Annotated in this window: 13 protein-coding genes; 8 read left to right on the top strand and 5 right to left on the bottom strand. The window is 73.0% G+C overall.

Translation table 11 applies throughout. The annotated features are described in order from the left end of the window. Nucleotides 1–5 precede the first annotated feature (5 nt). Complete coding sequence (locus IEZ03_RS25230; RefSeq protein ID WP_184887695.1) at nucleotides 6–3,395, bottom strand: DUF6603 domain-containing protein; 3,390 nt, start codon at nucleotides 3,393–3,395, stop codon at nucleotides 6–8. 3 nt (nucleotides 3,396–3,398) lie between these two features. Beyond that, on the bottom strand, nucleotides 3,399–5,444 hold the full coding sequence (locus tag IEZ03_RS25225; RefSeq protein ID WP_184887697.1) for a phospholipase D-like domain-containing protein: 2,046 nt from the start codon (nucleotides 5,442–5,444) through the stop codon (nucleotides 3,399–3,401). 281 nt (nucleotides 5,445–5,725) lie between these two features. Between IEZ03_RS25225 and IEZ03_RS25220 the strand changes: the two genes are divergently transcribed. From IEZ03_RS25220 to IEZ03_RS25210, 3 genes are read left to right on the top strand one after another with little or no spacing between them, the layout of a single operon-like run. Continuing rightward, nucleotides 5,726–6,247, top strand: coding sequence for a DM13 domain-containing protein (locus IEZ03_RS25220; protein WP_184887699.1), 522 nt, complete (start codon nucleotides 5,726–5,728; stop codon nucleotides 6,245–6,247). A 3-nt stretch (nucleotides 6,248–6,250) separates the two neighbouring features. After that, the gene (locus IEZ03_RS25215; protein ID WP_184887701.1) at nucleotides 6,251–6,979 is read left to right on the top strand and encodes a response regulator transcription factor; all 729 of its coding nucleotides are present in this window, start codon (nucleotides 6,251–6,253) and stop codon (nucleotides 6,977–6,979) included. Further along, nucleotides 6,976–8,193, top strand: a complete 1,218-nt coding sequence (locus IEZ03_RS25210) for a sensor histidine kinase (protein ID WP_184887703.1) — start codon at nucleotides 6,976–6,978, stop codon at nucleotides 8,191–8,193. Before IEZ03_RS25215 ends, IEZ03_RS25210 begins: the two co-directional genes overlap by 4 nt. On the opposite strand, the gene IEZ03_RS25205 is transcribed toward IEZ03_RS25210, so the two are convergent. Further along, complete coding sequence (locus IEZ03_RS25205; protein ID WP_184887705.1) at nucleotides 8,080–9,336, bottom strand: MFS transporter; 1,257 nt, start codon at nucleotides 9,334–9,336, stop codon at nucleotides 8,080–8,082. The genes IEZ03_RS25210 and IEZ03_RS25205 overlap by 114 nt on opposite strands. After that, entirely contained in the window at nucleotides 9,333–10,220 is an 888-nt protein-coding gene (blaOXA, locus tag IEZ03_RS25200) for a class D beta-lactamase (RefSeq protein WP_229808566.1), read from the bottom strand. Before blaOXA ends, IEZ03_RS25205 begins: the two co-directional genes overlap by 4 nt. A 614-nt stretch (nucleotides 10,221–10,834) precedes the next feature. On the opposite strand from blaOXA, the gene IEZ03_RS25195 reads away from it, so the two are divergent. From IEZ03_RS25195 to IEZ03_RS25175, 5 genes are all read left to right on the top strand, one after another. Continuing rightward, nucleotides 10,835–12,280 (top strand): sensor histidine kinase, encoded by a 1,446-nt coding sequence (locus IEZ03_RS25195; RefSeq protein ID WP_229808565.1) that lies wholly within the window; start codon nucleotides 10,835–10,837, stop codon nucleotides 12,278–12,280. A gap of 30 nt (nucleotides 12,281–12,310) precedes the next feature. Next, nucleotides 12,311–12,745, top strand: coding sequence for a roadblock/LC7 domain-containing protein (locus IEZ03_RS25190; protein ID WP_184887711.1), 435 nt, complete (start codon nucleotides 12,311–12,313; stop codon nucleotides 12,743–12,745). After that, the gene (locus tag IEZ03_RS25185; protein WP_184887713.1) at nucleotides 12,742–13,122 is read left to right on the top strand and encodes a DUF742 domain-containing protein; all 381 of its coding nucleotides are present in this window, start codon (nucleotides 12,742–12,744) and stop codon (nucleotides 13,120–13,122) included. The genes IEZ03_RS25190 and IEZ03_RS25185 overlap by 4 nt, the downstream gene beginning before the upstream one ends. Beyond that, nucleotides 13,103–13,684, top strand: coding sequence for a GTP-binding protein (locus IEZ03_RS25180; RefSeq protein ID WP_184887715.1), 582 nt, complete (start codon nucleotides 13,103–13,105; stop codon nucleotides 13,682–13,684). Before IEZ03_RS25185 ends, IEZ03_RS25180 begins: the two co-directional genes overlap by 20 nt. Nucleotides 13,685–13,763: 79 nt before the next feature. Beyond that, on the top strand, nucleotides 13,764–14,348 hold the full coding sequence (locus IEZ03_RS25175; RefSeq protein WP_229808564.1) for a GAF domain-containing protein: 585 nt from the start codon (nucleotides 13,764–13,766) through the stop codon (nucleotides 14,346–14,348). Nucleotides 14,349–14,390: 42 nt separating this feature from the next. Here IEZ03_RS25175 and IEZ03_RS25170 read toward each other — a convergent pair whose 3' ends face one another. Continuing rightward, nucleotides 14,391–15,893: an acyl-CoA dehydrogenase family protein gene (locus tag IEZ03_RS25170; RefSeq protein WP_184887717.1), complete on the bottom strand. Its 1,503-nt coding sequence runs from the start codon at nucleotides 15,891–15,893 to the stop codon at nucleotides 14,391–14,393. Nucleotides 15,894–16,129 lie beyond the last annotated feature (236 nt).

Raw genomic sequence — 16,129 nt, 5'->3', positions numbered from 1 at the left:
TCCGGTCAGAGGTCGGTGAGCGTGATGCGGTCGCCGGCCGGGACGGCGACGGCGCCGGCCGGGACGGTGCGGGCGAGCTGGTGGGCCTGGGCCTCGCCGGCCTCGGCCAGGGGACGCCCGGCCGCGTCGAGCACCTCCCACCGCTCGGGACGGACCTGGAACGCCGGGCCGCGGACCCGGCCGTCGGCCCGGCCCTCGCGCACCAGGGCGGCCTCGATCAGCCATAGCGGCGCGTCCAGGACGGGGACGCGGCCGGGCCGGGGCGGCCGGGCGGGAGGCTCGGGCAGCCTGAACTCCTCCACCATGACGGTGTGCGGCAGGCCGGTGGACAGGTCGTCGCCGGTGGCCAGCCGCACCCCGGAGCTCAGCCGCTCGAAGGAACGGCGGTTGAGCGCCTCACCGTCGCCGAGTTCGGCGAAACCGCCCGGGGCGAACCAGTCCAGCTCCTCCTCCGTCACGTCCGCGCCGGTTACCCGGACGGTCGCGGCGCGCGCCAGCGGCGAGCCTTCGATGCGCTCCAGCAGCAGTCCCAGCGGCGCGCGGGTCTGCTCCCAGACCAGCCCGGTCGGCGCGAGCACCGGCGTCCCCGACCGGGGCAGGTCGCGCAGCGCCACCATCCGGTCCTCGGCGGCGGCGCGCAGATTGGCCGGGTCGCGGAGCTCGCGGCCCAGCACCTCGAGCGCGCTGGTGATCACATTGACGGCCGGTGGGAAGGAACCGCCCAGGGTGAACGTCTTACTGGCGCAGATGTCGAAGAACAGGATCTCGACGCACGCCTTGGCGTACAGGACCGTCGGGCCGGGCCCGGCCAGCCGGCCGTGCACCTTGATCCCGGCCAGCGTGCGGCCCCTGACCTTGACCTGCACGCGCGCTTCGAAGGAGATCGCGAAGGCGAACGGCTCGCGGCGGATCAGCGCGTCGAACCCGACGAACCCGCGGATCCGCAGCGGACCGAGCTTGGCGCCGACCTCCACCGCGGCGCCGAACTGCATGGTGTTCGGCGTGATCGCGAAATAGCCCTCGAACCGCAGGAAGAACGCGTCGCCCGGGTCGCCCCTCGACATCGCCAGCCGGGTGAGCGTCTTGGGGACCACCAGCGCGCCGGGCGCGAAGTCGGGATGGAACCCGCCCACGCTCAGCACCGCGTACGGCTCGTCGCCCCATCCTGCGCGCAGCAGCAGCCCGCCGGTGACCGCGAACGTCTCCAGCAGGTGCGAGTCCACCAGCACCGCGTCGAACGCGAACGTGGCCGCGGGCAGGTCGAGCACGCCGACGAAGTCGCAGCGCAACCGCAGCAGCGGCCCCGCCGCCAGCGGGTTGTCCACGCTCGCCCTCGCGGTGCCCAGCACCACCGCCCGGGTCGGGCCGGGGAACTCCAGGAACACCCCCACGTCCAGCGTGACGATCTTGATCCACCGGAGCCGCAGGGTCGGGCCGACCACGAGCACGCCGTCGGCCGGCGGGAACACCTCCGACAACTCGGTCAGCACCGCCGGCAGGTCCCGCGGCGAACCGTCCGCCGACAGGATCCGCGCCGCGGCGCCGGTGGCGAAGCGCTCGGACAGCGCGTCCACGTCGATGCGCCGGTCGATGCCGACCAGCCCGCCCACCCCGGTCAGGCTGATGCCGAAGCCGAGTTCGACGCCCGGCTCGAACCGCGCCGACAGCAGCACGAGCAGGGAGAAGCCGGACCGGCCTCCCGGCAGCCGGGTGTCGAGCACCCCCGCCCCGCGCACCGCGATCCGGTGCAGCCGCATCGCCAGCGCACCCGAATAGCGGCCGTCCTCCGCGTCCAGGGTCACCGACCCGCCGCCCTGCGCCGGACCCGCGTCGATGTCGAGGCCCAGCGTGTCCGGGGTGAGCACCGACGCCGAGAGGTCGAAGGGGCCGAGGTCGCCGCCTTGGAGGCCCAGTTCGCCGCGCAGCCCGACAGCGTCGACGGCGACGGTGACCGGGCCGAGGACGGCGTCGGCGACCAGCCCGGCTTCGATCGCCAGGCCCCCGGGGCCGGCCTCGAACTCCAGGCGGAGCGCGCGCAGCCGCACCGGCCCGATCCGCTCGTCCAGGCTGAGCGTCAGGGCCGTCCCGGCGCTGCCGTGCAGCGTGAGGCCGCGGTGCGGGGACCACTCGACACCGAGGTCGAACGCGATGTCGATGTCCCGGCCGCCCAGCAGCCGGGCCAGGAAGGCGTCGCCGAGCCCGGCGGGCACGACGAGGCGGGCGCCGGTCGTCGTCGCGAGCAGTGAGCCGTCCGCCCCGCCCGCGCCGACGCCTCCTCCGACGACGAAGGCCGACGCTTCCAGCACCGCCCCGCCGGGCATGGCCAGCAGCCGGATCGGCCGGTCCGGCCCGCGGGCGAAGCGCAGGGTCGCGACCAGGGCGTCACCGTCCCCGGCGACGTCTCCGGCCGCTTGCATGATGTTGACCCGGAATGCCGGGGGCCGCCCGGGGCGCACCACCAGCGCCACCCCGTCCTGCACGTTCACCGAGGTCTGGAGCCGCAGGGCGACGCCGGCGGCGATCGGGATGTCGACCTGGTCGGTGCCGAGGACGTACGGCGCGAGGCCCAGGCCGCCGTCGGACGCGGCCGGCGCGGTGCGGCGCACTTCGAAGAGCGTGAACCCGATGTCCCGGGCGGTGACCTGGTCGCGGAGCAGGCTCAGCAGGAGCTGCATCGCCTGGCCCTCCTGGGCGGAGACGCCGGCGAGCTGTGCCTCGACCCGGCGCGGCAACGGCTGGGAGGTGATGTCGTCGGAGACGAAGTGCAGGACGTTGCCGAGGTTGTGCAGCAGTTCCTGACCGTGGAAGTCGGCGGTCCCCCAGCCGTACACCTCCCGGAAGACCCCGCCGGGATCGGTGAACAGCGCGCCCAGCCTGTCCCAGCGCACGATGTGCCGCAGGTGCTCGACCTGGAAGACGGCGGGGTCGGCGGCGCGGTGCTCGGTGACGAAGACCCCGCACAGCTGCGCGATGGCGGCGACCATGGGGGCGGCGGACGCGGTGGTCCCGACCACGGCGAGATCCGTCAGCCGCGGGACGAACTCGTCCGCGATCCGGGTGGCCGCGAGATAGCCGGCCGGCGCGACGAACCCGTCGGGGACGCGCCGCACGGCATCGACCGCCTCGGCCGCCGCCACCGCGACCTCGGCCACGGCGACCGCCAGTTCGGCGTCGTCCGCGGTGCCCGAGGCGCGCAGGGCGTCCAGGCGCGTCACCTTCGCCAGCAGATCGGACAGGTCGAGCGCGGCCAGGCCGATGTCGTCCACCCCGGGCGGCGGGCTCCAGCCGAGCCGGTGCAGCAGGGCCCGCGGACCGCGGGGATCCGCCAGGGCGCGGTTGATGAGGAGCAGGGCGCGGGCGACCTGTTCGGCGGCGGTTTCCACGGTGGACGGCATGCTTCACCCGTCGATCTGCAGAGGTGTGCGCGGATCCCAGTCACCGGTCTTGTAGTCGAAGCCCCGCACCGACTTGACCGCGTCGATGTCCTTGGTGACCCCCAGCACGTCCAGGTGCTTGCGCGGGGTCTCGTGGCTGGCGCAGCACCGGCACGACAACGGCTCTCCGACCGGATAGGGCAGCACGTAGGCCGAACCCGCGGGCGCGGTGGACGGCGCTCGCAGTGCCTGCAAGGCGGCCTGTGCCTGTACGTTCCAGAGGTCCAGCGCCTCGGCGCCGGTCCGCAGGGTCAGCGCCGGATCGTCGGCCGCGATCCCGAGATGCTCGGCCCACAGCCTGCGGCGCAGCGTTTCCACGACGGCCGTCGCGGGCTGCCCGTCGACGCCGTTGAGGATGTTGACGTTCTGCTCGCTGTGCCGGCTGTCGACGAACTCCGGGATCGCCCACGCGTCGACGCGGTCGAGCGAGGCGCCGTCGAGGTTGGCCGAGCCCACCGTCGCCCACACGTCGTCGACGACGCCGACCTTGGAGTGCAGCCAGATCGGCGCGATCCGCGGACGGGGGCGGGCGGGCGGGTCCGCCCGGTCGAACGTCCAGCGGGTGAACACGCCGACCTGGGGCGGACGGCCGGCCGGCAACCGCGCGAACAGCTCGTTGACGAGCTTCTGCTGCTGCCGGGGGTAGGTGGGAATGTCCGGATTGATATTGAGCGCGATGACGACCCGCAGCGCGGGCCGGTCGGAGACCGCCTTGAGGAGGGCGTCGGCGAGCGTGGGATTGGTCAGGTACTGCGTTTCGAGGTAGATGAACCGCTGGGCCTGGGCGAACGCCCGCAGGTAGCCCTCCAGGATCCCGCGTTCGCCGTCGCTCCGCTCATCGAACAACCCGTCGTCGAGCGTGCGCACGATCTGGAGCGCCGCGATGCTCTCCGGCCCGCCCGCCCGCTTGGCCGGACGCGCGATGCCCTCCACCCTGTCCTGCGCGTCCTCCGCCGGCAGCGCCGCGTTCCAGTGCAGGCGGAACGCGTCGTAGGCGTCGGCGACGGCGGGCCCCTTCATCGACATGCTGACGTCATGGAGGGGGAACGCGGTGTCGGCGGCCCCGCCCCGGGCGGGGTCGTCGATCGCGTGGCCGGGGCCGTCCAGGTAGCCGGGACGGAACGGGGAGGCGACGCTGATCGCCTCGCCCCCGGTCTCCGCCCTGACATCGACGAACGCCATCTTCATGTGCATCCGCCGGTAGAACGCCGGCAGAAACGGAAGGACCTTGACTCCGGTCGCGTCCGACCTGCGGAAATAGTCGCGGGCCTCTTCGGCGTCTGTCGGGTTGCGCCAGACGTTGAGGCGGTCGTGCACCTGATCCACGGCCCAGGTGAGAAACGGGAACGGAATGGCCATGTGGTCGAGGAGGACGCGGATCGACAAGCCCGCGCGCCGGCCCTTCTCCCGCAGTGTCACCTCCGGCCGCAGGTCCCGCTCGGTGACCGCCCGGGGGGTGCTCGTGGTCGGTGGCGGCGGCTCGAAGCCGAAGACAAGGACGGCTGCCTCGTCCCGGGGGTCCGCGGCGAACCGCGGCGTGAAGAAGTTGAGCTGGGTGAACTCGATCGACCGCTGAGCCGCCTGGAAGGCGGCGCCGATGTGGCCCCACGCCTCGACGTTGTCGATGAGCGGCCGGACCTCGTTGCCGTCGGAGACCAGCGACGGCTCGCCCGTGCCCAGGGTGACCAGGAAGCCGCCGGCCTCGGCGCGCTTGATCGCGATGTCGCCGAGATCGAGGACCTCGGTGTCCACGTCCGCGCGTTCCCGCCGATGCACGAGCCGGCCCACCCGGTCGCTGATCCGGATGACGAGCTGCCGGGTTCCCAGCGGCTGCCTCAGGCCGGGGGCGTCCGCGGCGTACGAGAGCGAGAACACGCCCTGGTCGTCCGGCACCGCCGTGCCGAGCGGCGGACCGAACAGCCTCGACCCGTGGATCACGTCGACGACCAGTCCCGATCGCCAAGCCGCGCCGTCCTCGTCGACGAGACGGCCTGTCGCCCGCGTGCTCATGGGAAGGCTCCCCCGGGGTCGAATGTCCCCGATGTTCCTCTCGGCACGGCCGCCGCGCACGATCCTGACCCATGGTGGACAGGCGGGTCCACGGCCCGGTTGCGCCCTTGTCGCGTTCCAGGCCTCACCCGGTCATTCGTGCTCCAGCCCGTCGGACGGGGTCTTACCGGTGTCTTACGGGACGCTGTTCCGGCTGGCTCGGGGGCGGGGGCGGGTGTTGGGTTGGGATGTCCGGGGCGGCCGGTGGGGGTCGTCCGTTCATCCTGGCCTGGAGAATCGTGATGTCCCGTCGTGCTGTCGTCGCCGTCCTGGCGGTCCTGGTGGGCTCCGCCGGGGTTGGGCTCTATCTCTTCCAGCCGTGGAGGGCGTTCACCGACACCACCGTGAACGAGGCGCTGCCGTCCGCCTCGCCGTCCGCCTCGCCGTCCGCCGCCGTGGCCGAGCAGGAAGAGGGGCCCGTGCGGCTGGCGGGAGGGCGGTTCGTCAGCCATGAGCACGGCACCGGCGGCAAGGCGTTCACAGTGCGGCTCGCGAACGGGGAACGGCTGCTGCGCCTGGAGGATCTGAGCACGTCGGAGGGGCCGGACGTGCGGGTCTACCTGTCGCGGCGGGACGCCGGCGCGGTGCGGGACGGGCTCGGGAAGGGGGCGGTCGAACTCGGCGAACTCAAGGGCAACCTCGGCGACCAGAACTACAGCGTCCCCGCCGGTACCGATGTGTCCGGGTTCCGCAGCGCCGTAATCTGGTGCAAGCGGTTCTCGGTCTCGTTCGGAGCCGCCGACCTCGCCCCCGGGAAGAGCTGATCGTTGAGTCCCGCTGCCGCCGGCGGCCACATACTGGTCGTGGAGGACGACCCGACCGTCGCCGAGGTCGTCACCGGATACCTCGCCCGCGCCGGGCACCGGGTCGCGCACGCCGCCGACGGCCCGGCCGCGCTGGAGATGGCCGCGGCGCTGCGGCCCAGGCTGATCGTGCTGGACCTGATGCTGCCCGGCCTGGACGGCCTGGAGGTGTGCCGCCGGCTGCGGTCGGGGGACGGGCCGCCCGTGCCGGTGGTGATGCTCACCGCGCGCAACGAGGAGGCCGACCGGATCCTGGGGCTGGAACTGGGCGCGGACGACTACATCTCCAAGCCGTTCAGCCCCCGCGAGCTGGTGCTGCGGGTGGCGTCCGTGCTGCGCCGCGCCGAGGCTCCGCCGCCCGCCGCCGCCTCGGCGGCGCTGCGGGCCGGTGACCTGGTCGTCGATCCGGCGGCCCGGCGCGCCGAACGCGCCGGCCGGCCGCTGGCCCTGACGGCCCGCGAGTTCGACCTGCTGGCGTTCCTGCTGCGCCGTCCCGGCCGGGTGTTCGCGCGCGAGGAGCTGCTGCGGCACGTGTGGGGATGGGACTTCGGCGACGCCTCGACGGTCACCGTCCATGTGCGGCGCCTGCGGGAGAAGGTCGAGGACGATCCGGCCGCCCCCAAGCTCATCAGGACCGTGTGGAGCGCGGGCTACCGTTTCGACCCGCCCGGAGACGAGGTGCCGCCCCCATGAGCGAGGTGCTGGTCATCGTGGGGCTGGCGGCGCTGGGCGCCCTGTTCGCCGGGATGCTGGCCGCCCCCGCCGTCACGCTGCTGCGCCGCCGTCCGGTGGTGCTGTCGATGTTCGCGGTCGCGGCGCTCGCCGTGGTCGCGATGGCCGCGGGCACGATCGCGGTGGCGGTGGAGATGTTCCTGTCCCCGCACGACTTCCAGGTGGTGCTGATCGTGGTCGCCGTGTCGGGCGCGGTGTCGCTCGGCGCGGCGCTGCTGTTCGGGCGCCGGATCGCCGCGGGCAGCCGGGAACTGGCGGTGGCGGCACGGGCCGTCGGCAGCGAGGCCGGGTTCGTCGCCCCCGCGGACCCGCCGATCGCCGAACTCGCCGCGCTCGCCGCCGCACTGGAGGAGACAGGCGCCCGGCTCAGGGCGGCGCAGGAGCGGGAACGGGCGCTGGACGCCTCCCGCCGGGACCTGGTCGCGTGGATCTCCCACGATCTGCGCACCCCGCTGGCGGGGCTCCGCGCCATGGCCGAGGCGCTGGAGGACGGCGTCGTCGCCGAGCCCGGCCGGTACCACACCCGCATCCGCGCCGAGGTGGAGCGGCTGTCCGACATGGTCGACGACCTGTTCGAGCTGTCCCGCATCCAGGCCGGATCCCTGGAGCTGACCCTGGCCCGGATCTCGATCTACGACCTGGTGGACGACGCCATCGCCACCGCCCGGCCGCTGGCGGAGCAGCGGGGGGTGCGGCTGCGCGACGGCGGCATCGCGCGGCTGCCCGTGCGGGTCGACGGCCAGGGCATCACGCGGGTCCTCGGGAACCTGCTGGTCAACGCCATCCGCGCGACACCGGCCGACGGCACCGTCGCGGTGAGCGCGCACCGGGAGGGCGACCGGGTCGTCCTCGCGGTCGACGACGCGTGCGGCGGCATCCCCGAGCGGGACCTGCCCCGGGTGTTCGAAACAGGCTGGCGCGACGGCCAGGCCCGGACCCCGGCGGCAGTCCGGCCTGCTGAGGACGACGCCGGCGCGCGGCAGCGGCGCCTCGGCGACACCGGCGCGGGGCTGGGGCTGGCGATCGTCCGCGGCATCGTGGAGGCCCACGCCGGGCGCGTCTCAGTCCGCAACACCGGCGTGGGGTGCCGTTTCGAGCTCACCCTCCCGGCGGCCGGCGCCGAGCGGGTCCCCGGCGGGACGGGCTCGCCCGCGCTGGACCAGCGCCGTTCCTGAGGCGTCGCGCCTCATCGTGGCGGCCGCTGCGGCGCAGGCGAGCAGGGCCAGGGCGGCCAGCGCGGCCGTCGCTCCGCGGGGGCCGCTTTCGAAGGCTCGGCTCACGGCGATGCCGCCGGCGAACGCGAGCAGTCCCGCGAAGAACGCGCGTACGCCGAGGTACGTCCCGTAGCGCGACGGCCGGGCGAGCCTGGCGACGGTCTGGAACACCGCCGGTTGCAGCAGGCCGCCCGCGAAGCCGTGCAGGACGGCCACCGCGATCAGGCCCGGTCCCCCGCTCCCCGCGCCGGTCGCCAGCAGCAGGTAGCCGGCGCCGGCGCACAGGAGGCCGGCGCGCAGGACGCCGGGACGTTCGCCTCGCGTGGCGCACCACGGCTGGACCGCCGCCGACACCGCCGCCAGGACGCAGGAGAACACGGTCACCGCGCCGGCGGACGCGCCGCCGAGCGGGACCACCACCGCCGCCTGGTCCGCCAGCAGCATCGCGGGCATCGACACGACGACGAACCACATGAAGACCCGGTCCCGCAGCGCCGTCCGCACCCCGGCGACGGCCCCGCTTCCGGACGGGAGGCGCGGGACCCGCTTCAGCAGGGAGAACAGGAACGCCGCCAGCAGCCAGAGCCCTCCCGACACCAGGGCCACGAGCCAGTAGCCGACGTTCAGCAGGGCCAGGCCCAGTGCCGGTCCCAGGACCGCCGCCGCCTGCAGCGTCATCGTGTACGCCGCGTAGCCGCGGCCGCGTCGCCGGTCGGCGAGTCCCGCCAGCAGCGACTGCGCCGCGGGGTGGAAGAGGGCGCCGCCCGTGCCCAGCAGCAGCGCCGCGACGACGAGCCCCGAGGTCGCGGACACGGTGCCCAGGAGGACGAACCCGGTGGCGCGCAGGACGCAGGCGAGCATGCCCGCCCGGACGGGGTCGAGCACGTCCACCAGCGCTCCGACCGGCAGGGACAGCGTGTGCTGGACCAGGTTGCGGAGCGCCAGGACCAGGCCGATCAGCCCGGCCGCGAGTCCCAGATCGTCCCTGAGGTGGACGACGAGGTGCGCCATCGCGGAGAAGTAGCCCAGCGAGATGGCCGCCTGGACGGCGACGACCACGGCGACCGTGCGGCGGTCGCCGTGGTCGTAGGCGGATACGTTCACGCGGGCAGCACGTGCAGGCGCCGCAGCAGCTCACGCGCCACGGTGGCGCGCTTCCCGGCGTCGCCCGCCTCGCCGATGCCGATGTTCAGCGCGAAGGTGTGGACGTGCCCGCCGCGCTCGACCCAGCCGACCCACCAGCCGGTGCCGGGGCCGGGGGCGTTCTCCCAGCCGGACTTGGCGAACAGCGCGTACCCGTCCCTCTCCTCCTGCTTGATCAGTTCGCGGACGGTGCGCTGGTGCTCGCGTGCGGCGGGCAGCCGCCGGGCCGCGAGCCGCTCCAGGAACCGGGTCTGCTCCACCGCGGAGATCCGCAGCGGACCGTCCAGCCAGAAGCGGTCCGCCGCGGTGCCGATCTCGCGGTTGCCGTAGTGGAACCGGTGCAGCCACCGCCGTTCGCGCTCGGGGCCGATCCGGCGGGCGATCACCTGGAAGGCGGCCGCGTTGGAGAGCTGGACGGCCTCCCGCATGGTCATGTCCCGTTCCCAGTCGGGGAACGGCTGCGGCGTCCCGTCCCACGGGATCACCTCGTCGGGGCTCTGCACCGCGCCGGTCTCCAGGGCGACCAGCGCGTGCGGGACCTTGAAGGAGGATGCGGGCACCAGGCGGGTCTCGGCACGGCGCCGGTCCACGACGGTCGTGTTCCGGGTGCGCACGTCCAGCAGCGCGAACGTGCCGCGGACGCCGGCCGCGTCGAACACCGCGCGCAGGTCGTCGCGGACGATCGTGCCGGGCCTCGGCCGCTCGGCCGCCGCAACCGCGGTGGCCCCGCGCGGGACGGCGTCATGGGCGGACGCACCGCACGCGGCGGCACCGAAGACGGTGGCCGCGGCGAGCACCGCGGCCCCCAGCCGCGTGCGAAGGATTCGGGAGGGATGTCTGATCACGGACCCCAAGTGATCACAACCCGGCGCACCCTGTCCAATATTGATACTGATCGAGGATTGATATCAGATCAATATCATTGCAGGTAGAAGGGACACGACACCTGAGCAGGCCACAGAGCCGTGTTCGAGCGCCTCAACCGGGTGGTTCGGAGGAGCGCCGGTCGGCCCATGGTGTGGTGACAGGCGTTAATAGATGTCCGTTGAGGGCATTTCTGGTCGTCCTTGTTAGCGAATAGAACGGTCTAAGCCGCGCCCCTACCGCCCGGATCGACTTTCAAAATCGGGAGAATTGGACATTTCGGACCAGTTGCCGCGTTGCCCGCCTCGGATGAGGGAATCTCAGCAATCCTGGTTTCCCCGATAAGACGTTGTGACAGCCTGGACACGAGCCGTACTCATACGAGCATGTATCCCCCAGTATCGTGATCTCGCTGTCGACGCCGAGGACCCCGATGCCTGACTATTTCGAACCCGCCGCAGCGGCCGCGCCCCCGGACGTCCGGCCCGGCGGGGCGCCGGCCCCCGGCCGGCGCGGACGGGACGGAATGCGCGCCTACCACCGAACCATTTCCGTGCTTCCCGCAGCAATTATGGGACTTCTCGGACTTATCGCCGTGACCACGCTGTACAGCGACGACGCCATGAACCGGGAGACGCGCCTGATCCTCGCCATGCTGGCCGTGGGAGCCGTGATCACGCTGCTGGCCGCGGCGGCGGGGGCGGAGACGGCGTCCCGGCGGCTGGGCCGGCGGCGCGCCCGCGAGGACGAGCAGCTGCGGCGGCGGCTCGGCGAGCTCGGGTTCCTGGTCGCCCGCGGCAGGCGCGAGCTGCAGCGGCTGGCCGCCGGGCTGCGCGCGGGCGAGACGGCCAAGCCGTGCCGCGAGGACCTCCCGGTCCCCGAGGCCGGCGACTCCGTCGCGCAGCTCGCGTACGAGCTGCAGCGGGCGCAGGCCGCGGCCTGGAACGCCGTGGTCGGCGCCGCGAACCGCGACCCCGCGGCCGAGTCGGGCCGCCGGGTCGACGTCTTCGTCAACCTCGCGCGGCGGATGCAGACGCTGTCGCACCGCGCCATCCAGGGCCTCGACGAGCTGGAGAACCAGGTCGAGGACCCGGACCTGCTCAAGGGCCTGTTCAAGGTCGACCACCTCACGACCCGCACCCGCCGCCAGGCCGAGAGCCTCGCCGTGATCGGCGGCGCCTCGTCGCGCCGCCGCTGGACCAGGCCGGTCACCCTCTACGAGGTGCTGCGCTCGGCGATCGCCGAGGTCGAGCAGTACAACCGGGTCAAGGTGGTGCCGCCGGCCGACGGGAACCTGCACGGCGGCGCGGTGGCGGACGTCGTCCACCTGCTGGCCGAGCTCATCGAGAACGCGACCAGGTTCTCCCCGCCGCACACGCAGGTCCTCATCCGGGTCGAGCGGGTCAGCGCGGGCCTGGCCATCGAGGTCGAGGACCGCGGCCTCGGCATCCCCCGGGGCGAGCAGCGCCGGCTGAACGCCCTGCTCGCCGACCAGGACCGGGGCGACACCCACGAGCTGCTGAAGGACGGGCGGATCGGGCTCCTCGTCGTCTCCGCGCTCGCCCGGCGGCACAAGATCCGCGTCCAGCTGCAGGGCAACGTCTTCGGCGGCACGCAGGCCGTCGTCGTCGTGCCGGGCGAACTGGACGGCGGGCAGCCCGAGGACACCGGGGAGCGGCCCCGGCCGTCCCCGGCGCACGCCCGCCCGGAACCCGCGCCGCAACCGACAGCGCAATCCGCGCCGGAGGGCCGCGGCGCCCCCGGCGATCCGCCGCCCGCCCGGCCGGCGGCCGGGGAGCCCCCACGCCCGGCCGAGGCGCCGGTCCCGCCGAACGCCGGGGAGCGGCCGGCGCTGCCGCGCCGCCAGGCGCAGACGCACCTCGTACCCGAATTGGCCGAAGCGCCCGCGCCCGCGCAGCACGAGGAAGAAGAGGACCGGGAGGTCGTGCACAACTCCGGACTGATGGCGGCTTTCCAGCGAGGAATGCGCAGCGCCCAGGAGGCGGACATTTCCGCGGAGGAGCCGGACGGCGTCAACTAGCGAGGCAGGACTCATGATAAGGAGCGTCCATTGAGCGGTGTCGCCCCGAACCAGGCTCAAGATCTTGCTTGGCTGTTGCGGGGGCTGGGCGAAGAGGTTCCGGTCATACGCGGCAGCGTGCTGCTCTCCGCGGACGGCATGCTGAAAGCCGCCCACGGATTCGACCGCACGAGCGCGGAGCAGCTTTCCGCGCTCGCTTCCGGGCTGTTCTCCATAGCGCGCAGCACCGGAGCGAAATTCGACGACAGCAACGAGGTGCGGCAGGTGGTGGCGGAGCTCAGATCCAGCCAGCTGTTCATCTCCTGGGCCGGTTACAATTCCGTGCTCGCGGTGCTGGCGGGCGCGGACGCCGACCCCGCCGTGGTCGGTTTCGAGATGGCCCGGCTCATCAGGTCCGTCCGGCCGTTCCTGCACACCGCGGTCCGGCCGGCGGCCACGGCGATCGAGCGAGACCGGCCGATATGACGTCCGGAGACGAGGTACGGCCCGAGGACGACGAGGTCTGGCTCGACGACGACGCCGGCCGGCTCGTGCGCCCCTACACGGTGACCGCCGGGCGCACCCACCCGACCGTCGAACTGGACATGCTGACCCTGATGGTGTCCGTCCGGCTCTCCCCCGCGCTGGACGTCGAGTACACCAGGGCCCTCGAACTGTGCCGGACGCCGACGTCGGTCGCCGAGGTCGCGGCCCACCTGCGGCTCCCCACGGCGGTCACCAAAGTCCTGCTCTCCGATCTGGTGGAACGCGGCGTGATGGCCGTGCAGGAGGCGCGGATCGCGGCCGACCCCACCGACCGAGCCCTTCTGGAGGCACTGCTCGATGGCCTACAACGAGTCTGAGGGGCTCCCGACCCAGGTGAAGATCCTGGTGGCGGGCGGTTTCGGCGTCGGGAAGACGACGTTCGTCGGCGCGGCGAGCGAGATCGAGCCGCTGAGCACCGAGGAGCTCATCACCTCGGAGAGCGTCGGCATCGACGATCTCGGCGGGGTGGAGGGGAAGACGACCACCACCGTCGCGCTCGACTTCGGCAGGATCACGATCGAGCAGCACGGGATCGTGCTCTACCTGTTCGGCACCCCCGGGCAGCGGCGCTTCTGGTTCCTGTGGGACGAGTTGGCCGCCGGGGCCCTCGGCGCCGTCGTGCTCGCCGACACCCGCCGCCTGGAGGACTGCTTCGAGGCCGTCGACTTCTTCGAGAACCGGGGCCTCCGGTTCCTGGTCGCGGTGAACGAGTTCGACGGTTCGTTCCACTACTCCCCGGACGAGGTGCGCGCCGCCCTCGAACTCCACCCGCACGTGCCGATCGTGCTCTGCGACGCGCGCGACCGCGCCTCGGCGATCGCGGCGCTGCGCTCGCTGATCCTGCACCTTCTCTCCACCGCCCCGCCCGCCCCCGTCTGACGCGGCGGGCCGGGGTCCCGGACCCCGGCCCCGCTGTCCGTCCGCCACCGCACACCCGCCCACACCCCGGAGGTCTCCCGTGACACACCAGTTCAGCGACCAGGCGCCGGAACTGTTCGACCGGCCCTTGCTGCCGCCCGACCACGAGGCGCCCAAGCGGGCGGCGCGGCTGCGCGAACTCGGGCTGGGGCAGAAGCGGGAGAGCGAGTTCGACAGGTTCGCCCACGAGCTGGCGCTGGAGGCACAGCAGCTCACCGGCCTCGCGACCACGCCGGTGGCCTTCGTGAACCTCATCGGCGAGGACCAGTTCGTGTCCGGCGTCTTCACGCCGCCCGCCGCCGCCGACCTCGTCGAGGGGATCCTGGACTTGCGGATCCCCCTCAACGCCGGCTACTGCCCGCACGTCGTCGTCCGGCGCAAGGCACTGATCCTGGACGACGTCCTCGACTACCCGCGGTTCGCCGGGAACCCCATCGTCGACAAGCTCATGGTCCGCAGCTACGCGGGCGCTCCGCTGACGGACCGCACGGGCACCGTTCTCGGCACGGTCTGCGTCGTGGACAGCGAACCGCGCCCGTGGGGCAAGGCCGGCCTGGACCTCATGAAGCGGAAGGCGGCCGACCTGGCCGCCCGGATCGACCTCCGCGAGGGCCTGCCGGACTGACCGGCCGGGCATCGGGCAGCGGCGGGCGGAGCGGGCGGGGCCTCACCCCGTCCCGGTCAGGTCGGAACCGGCGAACGGGAACGGCCGCCCGGCGCCGGCGCCGACCGGCTCCGCCGGGTCCTCGTCTCCGACTATCCCGCTGGCCATCAGCCGGAACTCGGCGGCGACGCCGGTGATGTCGTGCCGGAGGAACTCGACGGCGGGCCAGAGCCGCCCGGGGTCGGCACCTGTCTCCTCGGCCCACTTGAGGACGCTCGTCACCGCGAAGAGGTAGCCGATGGCGCGGCCCGCCAGGACCTGGTGCGACTGGTCCAGGGGCCGGTCGAGGAAGCTCAGGTCCGTCTTGAGCGTGTCGACGGCGGGCGCCGTCAGCGGCCAGCCGGCCAGGAACTCGCTGAGCGGCAGGCCGCCCCGCCGGGTCAGGCAGTGCGCGGCGAGCTGCTGGCTGAGCATGTCGTTGTTGCCGTCGAAGACGGTGAAGACCCGAGAATCGAGGAACGCCTGGCCGGCGATGTTGGTGGGCGACCCGCAGCGGTACCCTTCACCGCCGGTCAGCTGCTGGTAGTTCTGCGCCGCACGGACGATCCGCTCCGTGGCGACGGTCTTGAGGGCCTGGACGGCCGGGAACGCCGGGGTCATGTCGCCCTTGAAGTCCAGCTCCGTCTGCAGGTAGTGGCTGAACGCCTCGCAGATGGTGGCGGACGCGTCGATGGCGGCGAGCCGGTAGCGGACGAAGCCGATCCTGGACTGCCGTTTCCGCCCGATCCGGCGGCCGTCCGCGTACGCGTGCGCCTCCCGGCTGATGCGCCGCAGGAACCCGGCCCCCGCCGCCGCCAGCAGCGACCGCGAGGCCAGGAACAGGTCGACCGAGTCCACGCCCCGTTCCTCGGCGTTGATCCGCCGGTGCCGCGGCACGGTCACGTCGATGTCGTTGACCCCGTAGTCGAGCAGCTTCAGGCCGAGCGCGTCGTAGAGCTGGACGGTGCGGAACCCCTCGTCGCGCCGGACGATGAAGTAGCCGTACTCGCGGCGGTGCTCGTGCTTCGCGACGACCAGCCACCAGTGCGCGGAGGAGCTGAGCGCCTGCCAGTGCTTGCGGCCGCGGATCCGGTAGCCGCCGTCGACCTCCTCGAAGGCCGTCGTCATGGCGGACAGGGCCGACCCGGCGCCCGGTTCGGTGGCGGCGAGGCCCGCCCGCAGCGGATCGCCGCCGCTGAACAGCGGCAGCATCTCCTCCTGGGCCTCTTCGCCGGCCCATTTCACGACCGGCAGGAGCGCGAGCGCGGTGTTGACGATCACGTACACGCCGAGCGCCAGGTTCCACTCGGCCGCGGTCTCCACGGCCCGGCACATCTCGACGTGGCTGTCGCGGCCGCCGTACCGCGAGGGCAGGGTCGGGAGCAGGACTCCGGCCCTGACCAGGAGCGCCCAGTCCTCGGCGGGAAGGTATTGCTGCGGATAGGCCGCCGAATCGAATTTCGACGCGACCGCGTCGATCCCGGCGATGAACTCGTCCGTCGACAGGGACAGCAAATCATCCGTCATGATGTCCGCTTTCACGGGTCGGCCGTACGGTGCAGGAGAAGTCGATCAGGTGCGGGCGATCACGAGCATTCCGAGGTCGGGGGCACTGCGCAACAGCCGCCCATACACCACCTTCCGAATCGTGAGATTCTCAGCGCTCAGCGCCATGGTTATCCCGACGATCACCGCCCGCAAGGAACAACTTGCTTACCGCGACGGGCATAAGAACACGTTCTATGTCTGCCGACCTGCACGGC

This window comes from Actinomadura livida (assembly GCF_014648675.1).
GTDB classification, from domain to species: domain Bacteria; phylum Actinomycetota; class Actinomycetes; order Streptosporangiales; family Streptosporangiaceae; genus Spirillospora; species Spirillospora livida.
This window is presented reverse-complemented; position numbering and strand designations above follow the sequence as displayed.